General features: G+C 72.9%; 12 protein-coding genes and 3 pseudogenes. 3 read left to right on the top strand and 12 right to left on the bottom strand.

The genetic code is table 11. The features are described 5' to 3' along the window. Positions 1 to 65: 65 nt before the first annotated feature. Both DA06_RS06875 and DA06_RS06880 read right to left on the bottom strand, forming a co-directional pair. The gene (locus DA06_RS06875; RefSeq protein WP_052436462.1) at positions 66 to 1010 is read right to left on the bottom strand and encodes a hypothetical protein; all 945 of its coding nucleotides are present in this window, start codon (positions 1008 to 1010) and stop codon (positions 66 to 68) included. A 374-nt stretch (positions 1011 to 1384) separates the two neighbouring features. Next, the gene (locus tag DA06_RS06880; protein WP_418607238.1) at positions 1385 to 4306 is read right to left on the bottom strand and encodes a cation-translocating P-type ATPase; all 2922 of its coding nucleotides are present in this window, start codon (positions 4304 to 4306) and stop codon (positions 1385 to 1387) included. Between the two features lie 340 nt (positions 4307 to 4646). Between DA06_RS06880 and DA06_RS06885 the strand changes: the two are divergent. Next, positions 4647 to 5396 (top strand): annotated as a pseudogene (locus DA06_RS06885) (MFS transporter); the annotation flags it as partial. A gap of 88 nt (positions 5397 to 5484) precedes the next feature. Beyond that, a complete protein-coding gene (locus DA06_RS06890; RefSeq protein WP_418607888.1) occupies positions 5485 to 5820 on the top strand; it encodes an MFS transporter in 336 nt (111 codons plus the stop codon). Positions 5821 to 5911: 91 nt separating this feature from the next. Here the strand turns inward: DA06_RS06890 and DA06_RS06895 are convergent, their stop codons facing one another. From DA06_RS06895 to DA06_RS06905, 3 genes are all read right to left on the bottom strand, one after another. After that, on the bottom strand, positions 5912 to 6190 hold the full coding sequence (locus DA06_RS06895; RefSeq protein WP_043498552.1) for a hypothetical protein: 279 nt from the start codon (positions 6188 to 6190) through the stop codon (positions 5912 to 5914). Positions 6191 to 6366: 176 nt separating this feature from the next. Then, on the bottom strand, positions 6367 to 6840 hold the full coding sequence (locus DA06_RS06900; RefSeq protein WP_043498564.1) for a pyrimidine dimer DNA glycosylase/endonuclease V: 474 nt from the start codon (positions 6838 to 6840) through the stop codon (positions 6367 to 6369). Further along, positions 6837 to 8297, bottom strand: coding sequence for a CCA tRNA nucleotidyltransferase (locus DA06_RS06905; RefSeq protein ID WP_043498554.1), 1461 nt, complete (start codon positions 8295 to 8297; stop codon positions 6837 to 6839). The genes DA06_RS06900 and DA06_RS06905 overlap by 4 nt, the downstream gene beginning before the upstream one ends. 69 nt (positions 8298 to 8366) lie before the next feature. Between DA06_RS06905 and DA06_RS06910 the strand changes: the two are divergent. Further along, a pseudogene (locus DA06_RS06910) lies at positions 8367 to 8882 on the top strand (NUDIX hydrolase); the annotation flags it as partial. 246 nt (positions 8883 to 9128) lie between these two features. Here the strand turns inward: DA06_RS06910 and mtnN are convergent. The 7 genes and pseudogenes from mtnN to DA06_RS06945 form a co-directional block, all read right to left on the bottom strand. Further along, positions 9129 to 9881 (bottom strand): 5'-methylthioadenosine/S-adenosylhomocysteine nucleosidase, encoded by a 753-nt coding sequence (mtnN, locus tag DA06_RS06915; protein WP_418607240.1) that lies wholly within the window; start codon positions 9879 to 9881, stop codon positions 9129 to 9131. Beyond that, the gene (locus DA06_RS06920) at positions 9878 to 10330 is read right to left on the bottom strand and encodes an S-ribosylhomocysteine lyase (RefSeq protein WP_418607890.1); all 453 of its coding nucleotides are present in this window, start codon (positions 10328 to 10330) and stop codon (positions 9878 to 9880) included. The genes mtnN and DA06_RS06920 overlap by 4 nt, the downstream gene beginning before the upstream one ends. A 107-nt stretch (positions 10331 to 10437) precedes the next feature. Then, positions 10438 to 10803 (bottom strand): enoyl-CoA hydratase/isomerase family protein, encoded by a 366-nt coding sequence (locus DA06_RS06925; protein ID WP_418607891.1) that lies wholly within the window; start codon positions 10801 to 10803, stop codon positions 10438 to 10440. Positions 10804 to 10807: 4 nt separating this feature from the next. Then, positions 10808 to 10954 (bottom strand): hypothetical protein, encoded by a 147-nt coding sequence (locus DA06_RS06930; RefSeq protein WP_418607893.1) that lies wholly within the window; start codon positions 10952 to 10954, stop codon positions 10808 to 10810. Between the two features lie 85 nt (positions 10955 to 11039). Beyond that, positions 11040 to 11492: pseudogene (locus DA06_RS06935) on the bottom strand (enoyl-CoA hydratase/isomerase family protein); the annotation flags it as partial. 262 nt (positions 11493 to 11754) lie between these two features. Further along, entirely contained in the window at positions 11755 to 12780 is a 1026-nt protein-coding gene (locus tag DA06_RS06940; RefSeq protein ID WP_418607242.1) for a glycine betaine ABC transporter substrate-binding protein, read from the bottom strand. Continuing rightward, complete coding sequence (locus DA06_RS06945) at positions 12780 to 13520, bottom strand: ABC transporter permease (RefSeq protein WP_043498588.1); 741 nt, start codon at positions 13518 to 13520, stop codon at positions 12780 to 12782. The genes DA06_RS06940 and DA06_RS06945 overlap by 1 nt, the downstream gene beginning before the upstream one ends. Between the last annotated feature and the right edge of the window lie 23 nt (positions 13521 to 13543).

Below are 13543 nucleotides of genomic sequence, written 5' to 3' on the forward strand. Positions count from 1 at the left end.
AATCCTCACCGTTGTGGGTTTCACCGGTGTCCACCCCGGTCGTGACCACCCGACGGCGCACGTCCCTATCGCTCCAGCCGGCAGCCCGCACCGCACGGACGGGCCGCCCCTCTCCAGCCCCCGAGCGCCAACGCCGCGGCCACCTGCGCGGCCGTCCGGCACGGGGTCAGTGCCACGTGCGGCCACCGGTACCTGAGCGTGCGCTCCTCGCGCTCGATGAGCACGGCGTTGTCCCGCCAGGTGTCGGCCGCCGTCCGGCCGCCGGGATGTGCGAGTGCACCGTCGAGCTCGACGCGGAGCCGGTACCTCGGGTACCCGACGTCCGCCCGTATCCATCGTCCTCCTACGAGGTCGCGAAGTTGCAGGACGCTGCGCGGGAGCCCGTGGCGACGCTCCACGTCCACGCGGTAGCGGCGTTCCAGCGGTGACTCCACGCCGTCCCGGACATGGGTGAGCAGCTCGTCGAGGAACTTGCGCCGCGAGAGACGTCGACGGCCCGCGGCCGCGCGGGCGATCGCCTCGAGGCTGATCCGAGCCCGCACGGCGTCGCACAGCAACGCGATTGCCGCGTCGGGATCGGAGAGGTGGTCCCACAGGTCGATCACGGTCTCGGGCGGGTGCACCGTGGGCAGGACGCCGTAGTTGTCCGGCATGGCCCGACGCAGGTGGACGAGCAGACCGCGTTGTGCGACGACGCGCCGCCGCCACGGCACGCTGACTTCCACCGTGCGCGGCATGGTCTTGGTGAGTCCCCACTGGAACGCCGCCGCCGAGTGACTGAGCGCCGCCCCCTCGCCGCAGTAGACCAGAGCAGCTCTGGCCCGGGTGGGCCAGTTCATCGGCCCGGAGTGGACGACGGCGACACCGGGGTAGGGACGCTGCCAGATCCGGCGGCGCACCTGGTCGTCGAGGAAGCCGGGTGGTACGCCGAGGCCGGCCAGCTGTCTGCGCGAGATGACGTCGTCGCGCGCGCCTGCGAAGCGGGCGATCAGGTGCGCTCGTTCGGGCATGGCAGAAGGTTGGCCGCTGACGGCGACGGTCGTTGCCGACTGTCCCCCGCTGTGGATAAAGGTGTGGAAACCATCACAGCCACCCGAGCCGGGTCCCGGATGCGAGGCCAGGCGGCCCCGGTCAGGCGCGGGAAGTGCGTCCACCCCTCCGCCGCGGCGGGCCTGTGCGCCGCCGCAGCGGGCCATCCCTCGCGGGAGAGGTGCGGGCACCGGCACAACGGTGAGACTTTGCTGCCGTAGAGCCATCGAAGACTCACCGTTGTCGCCTTCAGAAGAAGCGTGCCCTCGTCCGCCATTACCGGGAGCGGGCCCCAACGGCGACCCCCGACCCGAGCGCGGCCTCGCAGCACGGCGGCGGCGGGCGTCGCCGCACCTCAGACCACCTCACCCCGGTGCCTCGCCCGCCACACCAGCTTGCGCAGCTCGTCGAACCACAGCACCGACGACGCCATCGCCACCGCGACGGCCCAGTGCGCCAGGTCCATCGACGCGGTTCCGAACGCGGCCTGGAGGAACGGCACCTCCACGATCGCGATCTGCAGCACGAACGCCAGCACCACCGCGCCCCACAACCACCCGTTGACGAACAGCCGGTGGAACGCGCTGGTCGTCTCCGAGCGGGAGTTGAACGCGTTGAACAGCTGGGCCACCACGAGGGTGGTGAACCCGGCGGTGCGGGCCACCTCGAGAGAGTCGCGGCCCTCGACGAGCCCGCCCGGGAGGAAGATGTCGATGGTCGCGAGGGTCGCCAGGGCCATGACCAGCCCGATGGACAGGATCCCCGTCCACATGTGCCGGTCGATGATCCTCTCGCTCAGGCTCCGGGGCCGCCGCCCCATGACGTCGTCGATCTCGGGGTCCACCCCCATCGCGAGCGCCGGGCCGGAGTCGGTGACGAGGTTGATCCACAGGATCTGGGTCGCGAGCAGCGGCACGACCACCGCGTCGTCGGAGGCGCCGGCCAGGCCGATGACGCCGGCGAGCACCACGCCGAGGAAGACGGTGAAGACCTCTCCCATGTTGGAGGAGAGCAGGTAACGCAGGAACTTCTTGATGTTGTCGAAGATGGTCCGGCCCTGGCGCACCGCTGCGACGATCGTGGCGAAGTTGTCGTCGCCCAGGATCATCTTGGCGGCCTCCTTCGTCACCTCCGTCCCGGTAATTCCCATGGCCACCCCGATGTCGGCGGACTTCAGCGCCGGGGCGTCGTTCACGCCGTCGCCGGTCATGGCCACCACGTGCCCGTCCGCCTGCAGCGCGTCGACGATCTGCAGCTTGTTCTGCGGCGCGACCCGCGCGTAGACGGAGACGTTGCGCGTGACCTCCCGCAGCGCCGCCGCGTCCAGGCTGTCGAGGTCGACCCCCGTGACGGCCCGGGCGTCGTCCGCGCCGACGATGCCGAGATCCTCCGCGATGCGGGCCGCCGTCGTCGGGTGGTCGCCGGTGATCATCATGATCCGGACCCCGGCACGGTGGGCCTGCTCGACGGCCTCGGCCACCTCGGGTCGCGGCGGGTCGATGATGCCGACCACGCCGACGTAGACGAGGTCGTGCTCGCTGTCCTCGAGCTGCTGGGCCGACGTCCCTTCCTCGACCCGGCGGTACGCCACCCCGAGGGTGCGGTAGGCCTGCTCGGAGAGCGTCTCGACGGCGGCGAGGGCCTCGGCGCGGCGTCCGTCGTCGAGCGGGACGACGTCGGAGCCCACCTGCTGCCGCGTGCAGCGGCGGAGCAGCACGTCGGGCGCGCCCTTGGTCACCAGCGCCCATGCGCCGTCGCCCTCGGGATCGACGAGCGCGGACATCATCTTGCGCTCGGAGGTGAACGGCACCTCGCCGCGGCGCTCGAAGGTCCGTACCCGGTCCACGGTGCCCCGGAGCTTGTGCGCGGCCACGAGGAAGGCGGCCTCGGTGGGGTCGCCCTGGATCTCCCACTCGCCGTCGCGCTCGGTGAGCTGGGCGTCGTTGGCGAGGGAGCCGCCGCCGAGGACCATGCCGACCTCGCGGGTCAGCTCCGGGTCCTCGAGCGGCGCGCCGGCGGCCAGGGCCTCGCCGTCGGGCCGGTAGCCGACGCCGGTGAGGCGCACCTCGCCCGACGCGGTGACGACCCGCTCGATGGTCATCTCGTTCTTGGTAAGCGTGCCCGTCTTGTCCGAGGCGATGACCGACGCCGAGCCGAGCGTCTCCACCGAGTGGAGCTTCTTGACGACGGCGCTACGCCGCGCCATCCGCTGCACCCCGATGGCCAGCACCACGGACAGGATGGCCGGCAGGCCCTCCGGGACCGCGGCGACGGCGAGGGAGACCCCGAGCAGCAGCACCGTGACGAAGTCGGTCAGGGTCGTCACCTCGTTGACGAGCGCGGTGACGACCATGACGACGACGGCGATGACGATCACGGTGACACCGAGGAGCCTGCTCACACCGGTGATCTCGCGCTGCAGGGGACTGGGGTCCTCCTCCGTGGCGTCCAGCATCTCGGCGATGGCCCCCATCTCGGTGTCCATGCCGGTGGCGGTGACCAGCGCGCGCCCGACGCCCTGTGCCACGGCGGTGCCCTTGAAGACCATGTCGAGCCGGTCGCCGAGCGGCGCGTGCGCCGCGAGGGTGGCGGGGTTCTTGGTCACTGCCTCGCTCTCGCCGGTGAGCGACGCCTCCTGGACCTTCAGGGCAGCTGCGTGGACCAGGCGGGCGTCGGCGCCGACGGCGTCACCCTCACCGAGGACGAGGACGTCGCCCCGGACCAGCTCGGCCGAGGGCACCGTGACGAGTCTCCCGTCGCGCAGCACCGTGGACGTGGCCGCGGTCATGGACTGCAGCGCGGCGACGGCGTTCTCGGCCTTGCTCTCCTGCACGAGCCCGAGCACGGCGTTGAGCAGGATGACGGCCGCGATGACGACGGCGTCCACGGGGAAGCCGCTCGCCCCCTCGGCCGCCCACGCGACCGCCGAGATGGCGACGGCGACGAGGAGCAGATAGATGAGCGGATCCTGGAACTGGGCGAGGATCTTGCGCCACAGCGGCTCGGGCGGCCGCGAGCGCAGCGTGTTCGGCCCGTCCGCGGCCAGGCGGCGGGCGGCCTCGGCGGACGCCAGACCGACCGAGAGGTCGGCGTCGAGCTCCCGGGCCACGTCCTCCACGTCCCGCACGGACGGATCGTGGGCCTGCGTGCCGGACTCGCGAGGCACGTCACGCCCGAGGGTGGTCCGGCGCGCGACGTCGGTGGCGGGTGTGGACCGTTCACGTGAGCCTGATCTATCCACCTTGTGATGGTCGCGCTCCCGGAACGGCTGCGCCATAGGACCTCCGGCCGTCGGAGCGGGCGAGCACGGCACGTTCGGCGGGGGCTGCGGGACACGGCACGCTCCGCCGATGCCGGCGGCAACCGTTCGGGGCCCGTCGGCGACGGCCGGGTCCGCCGGGGGCCCGCGCGCGTTCCGCGGGTGCGGCGGTCGGCGGATAACCTGCGACGGTGCCGACCCCCTCCACCCGCGTCCGATGAGCGTCCTCTCCGACCTGCGCACAGTCGCCGTCAACGACGGCTTCCGCAAGCTCTTCGCCGTCCGCCTGGTCTCCCAGTGCGGTGACGGCGCGTTCCAGATCGGCCTGGCGACGCTGTTCTTCTTCAACCCGCAGAACATGGCCACCGCCGGCTCGGTGGCGGCGGCCTTCGCGGTGCTCCTCCTCCCGTTCACGGTGGTCGGCCCCTTCGCCGGCCCGCTGCTGGACAGGTGGCGGCGCAGGCAGGTGCTCCTGTTCGGCAACGCAGTCCGCGTGGTGCTCGCGCTCGTGCTGGCCGCCATCATGGCCACCGTTGGGGTTGGGCTGCCGGTCTACGTGCTCGCCCTCGTCACACTCGGCATCAACCGGTTCCTGCTGGCCGCGCTCTCGGCCGGCCTGCCGCGCGTGGTGCCCCGCGAGCACCTCCTGATGGCCAACACGATCACTCCCACCCTGGGCGCGGTCTCCGCCGTCGTCGGCGCGGGGACCGGGCTCCTGCTCGGCGTCCTCGCGCCGGAGGGACCCGTCAAGAACGGCATCGCCCTGACCATCGCGGCGCTGCTCCTCGCGGCCGCCTCGGCGCTCGCCCTGCGGCTCGGCCCTGACCAGCTCGGCCCCGCCGACCCCGCTCCGGCCGACCAGCTCTGGGACGACCTCCGGGCCACCGCGAGGGAGATGGCCGACGGCGCCCGCTACCTCGTCGCCCGCCGCACCCCCGGCATGGCCCTCGGGGTCATGGCGGTGCACCGGTTCCTCTACGGCACCAACTTCATCGCGCTGCTCCTCATCTCCCGCAACCTCCTCTCGGACCCGGTCGACGCCGAGGCCGGGCTGAAGATGTTCGGCACCCTCACCGCGATCTCGTTCGCGGGGAACGGCCTCGGGATCCTGCTGACGCCGGTCGCGCACGAGCGCATGCGGCCCTCGACGTGGATCGTGGCGTGCCTGGGGGGTCGCCGGGCTGAGCCAGGCGATCCTGGCGACGACGCCGGAGCTGTGGGTGATCGCCGTCGCCGCGGTCCTCATGGGGCTGGGGGTGCAGGGGGCCAAGATCGCCGTCGACACGATCGTCCAGCGCGACACCGACGACACCTACCGCGGCCGCGCCTTCTCGTTGTACGACACGCTCTACAACGCCGCGTTCGTCGGTGCCGCGGCGCTGGCGGCCGTCGCGCTGCCGGACACCGGCTGGTCGCGCGGGGTCTTTCTCGTCCTGACGGCCCTGTACGTGGCGGTGGGGCTGGCCTACCGGGTGGGCACCCGGCGGGTGGACGACACCCCCGTACCCGTGCTCGCCGGTGAGCGCGGATGATCCCGCGGGTCCGGACGTGCGCCGGAACACTGCTGCCGGCACGCCGTTCGTCGCCCGCTCCCACGGCGGCGACGACGGCGACCGACGGTGCTCAGACGAGCGCAGCGGCCTCCGAGGCGGCCAGCCGAGCCTCGAGCTCGGCGCGCGGCAGCGGCCCCTCGCTGAGGTAGGTGCCGTCGACCAGCACCAGCGGCAGCATCGCCGGGGCGTGCTCGTCGATCAGCGCGTCGGCCTCGGGCGAGCCGACCAGCACCTCACGCACCTTCAGCGGGTGCCGCTCGCCGACCTGGTCGAGGATGCGGAGGACGTCCGCGTAGAGCGGGCACACGTGCCCGGTGACGACGGTGACGACGGCCGCCTGGTGCGCCATGGTGGATCCTCCTCGATGTGGCGGTATGTCCACCCCGACTATCGGCCACCGTTGGTCCGCCGACCTGGGACATCGGTCCCGGGGAGCCCTTCAGCCACGCCGCCAGGCGTCAGGGAGAGACGGCCAGCCACGCCGACCGGCGTCCGCGCGAGACTCGCGAGCCACGTTCGTGGGGCTCAGGGCGAGACGATCTCCCAGGCGGCGACCGGGCCCGGCTCCACGACGAAGAGCGGGTGGGGCAGCGGGACGGCGACGCCCGCGAGCTCGCGGGCCCGGTCCGGGCTGCGGACGCTGAGCTTGGTCATCAGGTGGGTCCACTCGTAGTCCAGCTGCCCCTCGGTCACGGGCATCGGCGCGACGGCCGACGGGGACTCGGCCGCGGTCGGGGACGGTGCGTCTCGCGGCGGCGTGAGGATGCGGCCGCGGTCGTACCGGTAGCCCCGGGCGGAGGCCTCCTCCGCCACGCCCCACAGGTAGGCGCCCACGGCCCCCAGCGGCTGACCGCACGCGCGGAACCGGAGCAGCTGCGGGTGGTGGCGGTAGCCCCTGGTCCGCCCCGCCAGCACGGCCTGCGCCAGCAGCGCCTCGCGCCAGCAGGCGGTCAGCCCCTGACGGTCCAGGTACTGCGGGTGCAGCGACCAGAGCCTCACGCGCGAGCGGCCCACCACGCGAGCAGCGCCTCGCGGGCCTCCTCCTCGCCGACCGGGCCGCGCTCCATCCGGAGGTCGAGGAGGAACTTGTACGCCTGCCCGACGACCGGTCCGGCCGGGACGTCGAGGATCTCCATGATCTGCCTGCCGTCGAGGTCGGGGCGGACGGCCTTGAGCTCCTCCTGCTCGCGCAGGTGCGCGATGCGCTCCTCGAGGTCGTCGTAGGCGGCGGACAGCCGCATCGCCTTGCGCTGGTTGCGGGTGGTGCTGTCCGCCCGGGTGAGCCGGTGCAGCCGCTCGAGCAGCGGACCGGCGTCCGTGACGTAGCGGCGCACCGCCGAGTCGGTCCACGCGCCGTCGCCGTAGCCGTGGAAGCGCAGGTGCAGCTCCACCAGCCGGCTGACGTCCTTGACCGTCTGCTTGTCGAACCGCAGCGCCTTCAGGCGCTTCGACGTGAGCTTGGCCCCGACCAGCTCGTGGTGGTGGAAGCTCACGCCGCCGCCCGGCTCGAACCGGCGGGTGGCCGGCTTTCCGACGTCGTGCATCACGGCCGCCAGGCGCAGCACGAGGTCCGGGCCGGGAACCGGCCCGCCGGGTCCGGTCTCCAGGGCGATCGCCTGGTCGAGGACGGTGAGGGTGTGCTCGTAGACGTCCTTGTGGCGCTTGTGCTCGTCGACGGTCTGCTGCAGCTCGGCCAGCTCGGGCAGCACCACGTCCGCCACCCCGGTGTAGACCATGATCTCCAGGCCCCGGCGGGGGTGACGGGAGACGAGGAGCCGCTCGAGCTCCGCGCGGATCCGCTCCGCCGAGACGATCCCTAGCCGCTCCGCCATGGCGGACATGGCGGACATGACGTCGGGGTCGACGTCGAAGCCGAGCTGTGCGGTGAACCGCGCCGCCCGCATGATGCGCAGCGGGTCGTCGTCGAAGGACTGGGTGGCGCTCACCGGCGTGCGCAGGAGGTGCTCGGCGAGGTCGCCGAGGCCGTCGTGCGGGTCGACGAAGACCATGTCCGGCACCCGCACGGCCATCGCGTTGACCGTGAAGTCCCGGCGGGAGAGGTCGCCCTCGAGGGTGTCGCCGTACTGCACCTCGGGCTTGCGGGAGCCGACCTCGTACGCCTCGGTGCGGTAGGTCGTCACCTCGACGACGGTGTCTCCCTTGCGGGCGCCGATGGTGCCGAACTCCTTGCCGATGTCCCAGCAGGCGTCGCCCCAGGCGGCGAGGAGACGCTCGGTCTCGTCCGGGCGGGCGGAGGTGGCGAAGTCGAGGTCGTGCGAGACCTCGCCGAGGAACGCGTCGCGGACCGGCCCGCCCACCAGCGCCAGCTCGTGCCCGGCGCCGGCGAACGCCTGCCCGAGCTCGCGGACGGAGGCGGGCAGGGCCGCGAGGGCGGAGAGCGCGCGACGCTGCAGGTCGAGCCGGCGGTCGTGGCGTGAGGTGGTCGGGCTGGGCACCGATCAAGGGTGCCACGCCGAGCCGTGGCGCCCACAACGCCCCAGGGCGGGGGTCATTACAGTGTCCACATGCCTGCCGCTTTCCCCGTGCCGCGCCCACAGGCGCCGCGGCCGCCCCGGAACCGGCTGGTGAACGCTCGCACCTCGACGCTCCCCGTGGTCGACGAGACCTCGGCCGGTGGCCTGGTCGTGGACGTGGTGGAGGGACGGGCGTTCACCGCCGTCATCGCCCGCCGCAACCGCGCCGGGCGGCTCGAGTGGTGCCTGCCGAAGGGGCACCTCGAGGGCGAGGAGACCCCCGAGGAGGCCGCCGTGCGGGAGATCGCGGAGGAGACCGGCATCACCGGACGGATCCTGCGCCACCTCGCCACCATCGACTACTGGTTCGCGGGCTCGGACCGGCGGGTGCACAAGGTGGTCCACCACTTTCTCCTCGAGGCGACCGGCGGGGAGCTGACCATCGAGAACGACCCCGACCACGAGGCGGAGGACGTCGCCTGGGTCGAGCTCACCGAGGTCGCCACCCGGCTCGCCTACCCCAACGAACGACGCGTCGTCTCCACGGCGCGGGACGTGCTGGCCGGCGCGCATGACGCTGCGACGGGCGGCACGGCGCCCGGTCGCGGCCCTGGCGGTCGCCCTCGGCGCGGTCGGAGCGCTGCTGACCGCGCCCGCCTCGGCGACGACGGCGCAGCCCGCGAGCGCCGCATCTCCCTCCGCGCACTCGTCGTCCGGTGTCGTCCCGGCACCGGCGGGCCTCGCCGGGTGCGTGGCGGGACGAAGGCGCGCAGCTCGGGCGCGACGAGCAGCCGGACCCGCGCGCCCATCCCGCTACGCCCCGAGCGCCGCCAGGACGACGACGGCGGCCCGCTCGGCCGCCTCGTCTACGCCAAGGTGGAAGTCCTGGTCCGCCTCGGGCCCGCACAGGTCGGAGATCCCGCGCACCGAGAGGTACGGCAGCGCGTACGAGTGCGCGACCTGGGCGAGGGCGGTGGTCTCCATGTCCGTGCTCAGCGCGTCCGGGAAGTGTTCGCGCACCTCGGCGACGTTGACGTCGGTGACGAAGGAGTCGTCCGAGACCATCTGCCCCACGCGCAGCGTGCCGACGGGCAGCCGGGCCCCCGAGGCGGCGGCTAGCAGGCGCTGGTCGGCGTCGTAGGCGACGGGCATGCCGGGCACCTGCCCGCGGACGTAGTCGAACGCCGTCGCGTCCGCCCCCGCGTAGGTGTAGGAGTCGCCGACGACGACGTCCCCCACCTCCACGCCGCGGGCGAGGCCCCCGGCCGAGCCCGTGGAGACGATCGCGCGCGGGCGCGCCTGCGACAGGGCCGCGACGGCGGCGGAGGCCGCGTTGACGAGCCCGATCCCGCTGCGCACGATCAGCAGCGTCGCGTCGCCGATGGTGACCACCTGCCCGCGGGCGTTGCCGCGCTGGACCACCGGGCCGGCGTGCGTCGCGCGGCGGGAGTACGGGCGGATCTCCTCGTCCATCGCCCCGACGACGACCGCGTCCACGCGCGGGCCGTGGCCCGGCGGGGTCGCCTCGGCGCCAGGGTCACCGGTGGGGTTGTGGACCTCCGTCATGCCGTGACCTGGGCCCAGTCCTCGCGCCGGGCGAGCATCGCGCGGGCGGCGTCCTGGGCGCCGGTCAGGGTGTGGCTGGCGGCCCAGCCGCACTGCGTCTCGTTCGCGGCGGGAACCTCGGTGGCGTCGACGACGTCCTGGAGGGTGGTCGCGACGAGGTCGAGGACCTCCTCGTAGGGGTGCTCCCCGGCCAGCAGCAGGTAGAAGCCGGTCTGGCAGCCCATGGGGGAGAAGTCCACGACGTCGTCGGAGTGGTTGCGCACGTGCTCGGCGAAGGTGTGCTCGAGGGAGTGCACCACCGGCATCTCGAGGTGGTCGACGTTGGGCTGGCAGAAGCGCACGTCGTACTTGGTCAGCACGTCACCGGCGGGCAGGCGCTTGGTGTCGGCGACGCGCACGTACGGCGCGGCGACGGTGCGGTGGTCGAGGTTGAAGCTCTCGACGTTCATGGGCATGTGGTGCTCCTTCGGGTCGGTCTCAGCCCATCATCCCGCAACGGGCGAGATCGTCCCGCGGGGAGGGCACTCATCGCCGGGGAGGGGACTCATCCCGCCACTCATCCCGCCGTCGTGCGCCCCGCGACGTTCGCCGTGACGAGAAGATCGCGGACCCGGTCCGGGTCCACCCCGTCGACGTCGGCCGGTGACCAGGTCGCGTTCCGGTCCTTGTCCACCAGCACGGCGCGCACGCCCTCGGCGAAGTCCGGCCGGGCGGTGAGCCAGGCGGCGGCGCGGAGCTCGTTCGCCAGGCAGGCGGCCAGCGTGGAGGTGGCGCCGGCCCTGAGCAGCTCCAGCGCGACGACGAGCGAGGTCGGGCTCATCGTGCGCAGCGTCGCCGCGGTGCCCGTCGCCCACTCGTCGCCCGCGGCGTCCAGCCGGACGAGGATCTCGGGCACGGTGGCGGCGCAGAACGCGGACTCGATCGCCTCACGGTGCGGTGCGAGCGCCGGCTCGCCGGCCTCCGCCGGGGTCCGCCGCGTGCCGGGCGAGGGTGGCCTCGGTCCCGTCGGTTCCGGCATCGTCCAGGAGGGCGGCGACGGAGCGTGCCGGGACGAAGTGGGTCGCCAGGCCCAGGGCGAGGGCGTCGGCGGCGCCGAGGTGCGTCCCCGTGAGCGCGAGGTAGCGGCCGACGGCGCCGGTGGGGGTCGCCGGCGAGGTGGGAGAGGAAGTAGGTGGAGCCGACGTCGGGCGTGAAGCCGAGCGCGGTCTCCGGCATGGCGAGAACCGCGCGCTCGGAGACGACCCGGGCGCTGCCGTGGACGCTGACCCCCAGGCCGCCGCCCATCGCCACGCCGTCGATCACGGCGACGTACGGCTTGGGGTAGTGCGCGATCGCCCCGTTGAGGGCGTACTCCTCCGCGAAGAAGGTCTCGGCGAGCTCGGCGTGGCCGGCGAGGACGGCCTCGCGCGCGGCGCGGACGTCCCCGCCCGAGCAGAACGCCCGCCCGCCCGCGCCGGTGACGAGCACCTCGGCGACGCCGTCGTCGTCCCGCCACCGCTCGAGCACGTCGCGCAGGCCCCGGATCATGTCCAGGTCCAGGGCGTTGAGCGCCCGCGGCCGGTCCAGCTCCAGCCGACCGAGCGTCCCTTCCGTCCACGACCGAACCGTCATGCCGCCACCCAAGAGAGGAGGGCGTGAGGTGTCAACTTCTCGGTGAGGCGTCAAGTTCTCGCCCGTGTGGGGTTGAGATGTCAACTTCTCGGTGAGGCGTCAAGTTCTCGCCCGTGTGCGGTTGAGATGTCAACTTCTCGGTGAGGCGTCAAGTTCTCGCCCGTGTGAGGTGGTGATATGTCAACTTCTCGGTGAGACGTCACGAGTTCCTGACTTCTCACCGAGAAGATGACATCTCACCGGGTGGGAGGGTGGGGGGTGGTCAGCTCTCCGGGTGGCTGACCAGCCCCTCGGAGACCATCCAGTCCATCGCCACGTCGGCGGGCTCCTCGCCCTCGACGTCGACCCGGGCGTTGAGCTCGATGAGGAGCTCGTCGGTCAGCAGCGGCGAGACCTGCTCGAACACCTCGGTGATCCGCGGGAACTCCTCGACGAGGTCGGTGTTCAGGTAGGCCGCGACGTTGTAGGACGGGAAGTACGCCTGGTCGTCCTCCAGCACGGTGAGGTCGAGGGCGAGGATGCGCCCGTCCGTCGTGAAGATCTCGCCGAAGTTGCAGGCGCCGCTGGCGGTGGCGGCGTAGATGGCGCCGGTGTCCATGACCCGGATGTTGTCGCTGGGCACGCCGTCGGGGGAGTCGAGCGGGATGCCGTAGTGCTCGAGCAGCGGCTCCAGGCCGTCGTCCCGGCTGCGGAACTCGCTCTCCACGCAGAAGGTTCGCTCCTCGACAGGCAGGTCGCCGATCTGGGAGAAGGAGGTGATGCCCAGCTCGGCCGCGGCGTCGGGTCCCATGGCGAAGCCGTAGGTGTTGTTCATCGGGGCGGGAGGCAGCCACGTCTGCCCGTTGGCGAGGTCGGCGTCGTGCACCGCCTGCCACTGCTCCTCCTGGTCGGGGATGCCCTGGTTGCCCATGTAGACCACCCAGGCGGTGCCGGTGTACTCCCACTGCATGTCGGTGTCCCCGGCCAGCTGCCCCTCCCGCGCGGCCGCGGCCCCCGGGATGTTCGTTGAGTCGGTGACCTGGAAGCCGGCGGCGCGCAGTGCGAGCACGGCGATCTTGCCGAGGATGAGCTGCTCGGTGAAGTTCTTCGCCCCGACGGTGACCGAGACGTCCTCGGCGCCGTCGATGGCCTCGATGCTGCCAGGGGCGACCGGCGGGACGTAGCCGGTGGCGGGCTGCAGCCCGCAGCCGGCCAGACCCAGGGCGGCCGCGGCCATGGCCGTGGCCGCGCGGAGGCGGGTCGAGGTCAGCGGGCGGCGGGAGGTCCGGGGTGCGGTCCTGCGGGTCATCACAGTCCTCGAGGGTGGGCGACGTGCTCGACCACGCGGCCGAGCCAGTCGATCAGCAGGGCCAGCAGCGCCACCAGCAGGGCGCCCGAGATCAGCAGCCTGGGCAGGTACAGGGTGATGCCGGAGGTGATGAGGATGCCGAGCCCGCCGCCGTCGATGAAGACGGCGAGGGTCGCGGTGCCCACGAGCAGCACGAGGGCGGTGCGCACCCCGGCGAGGATGACGGGAACAGCCAGCGGCAGCTCGACCCGCAGCAGCACGGACAGGGCGGACATGCCCATCCCGCGCCCGGCCTCGACCAGGCGCTGGTCGACCCCGCCCAGCCCGACCATCGTGTTGCGCAGCACCGGAAGCACGGCGTAGGCGACCAGGGAGACGACGGCGGTCCAGGGGCCGAACCCCAGCCACATGGCCAGCAGGACGATCAGCCCGATGGCCGGCGCGGCCTGCCCGACGTTCGCCAGGGCGATGACGGGTCCGGAGAGCTTCCGGAACGGCCGCCGGGTCAGCAGGATGCCCAGGGGGAGCGCGAGGACGACGACGATGGCGGCGGAGAGGAACGTCAGCCACAGGTGCTCGGCGATGGCCGGACCGAGGGAGTCCCAGGAGAGGGGGCGGCTCTCGACGTCGGTGAGCTCCGCCGTCGCCAGCCAGACGAAGTAGCCCGCGAGGACGACGGCGATCAGGATCGGCTGGACGAGAAGGCTGCGCCAGGGACGCCCGCCCTCGGCGGACTCGATGGCCGCCTCGACGGCGCCGGCGC

The organism is Georgenia sp. SUBG003, from assembly GCF_000715355.2.
Lineage (GTDB): Bacteria > Actinomycetota > Actinomycetes > Actinomycetales > Actinomycetaceae > Georgenia.

Bases quoted from the DNA above. Each gene is read 5' to 3' on its own strand.
- DA06_RS06875 (WP_052436462.1), bottom strand. From the start codon at position 1,010: ATGCCCGAACGAGCGCACCTGATCGCCCGCTTCGCAGGCGCGCGCGAC.
- DA06_RS06880 (WP_418607238.1), bottom strand. From the start codon at position 4,306: ATGGCGCAGCCGTTCCGGGAGCGCGACCATCACAAGGTGGATAGATCA.
- DA06_RS06895 (WP_043498552.1), bottom strand. From the start codon at position 6,190: ATGGCGCACCAGGCGGCCGTCGTCACCGTCGTCACCGGGCACGTGTGC.
- mtnN (WP_418607240.1), bottom strand. From the start codon at position 9,881: ATGACGGAGGTCCACAACCCCACCGGTGACCCTGGCGCCGAGGCGACC.
- DA06_RS06920 (WP_418607890.1), bottom strand. From the start codon at position 10,330: ATGAACGTCGAGAGCTTCAACCTCGACCACCGCACCGTCGCCGCGCCG.
- DA06_RS06940 (WP_418607242.1), bottom strand. From the start codon at position 12,780: ATGACCCGCAGGACCGCACCCCGGACCTCCCGCCGCCCGCTGACCTCG.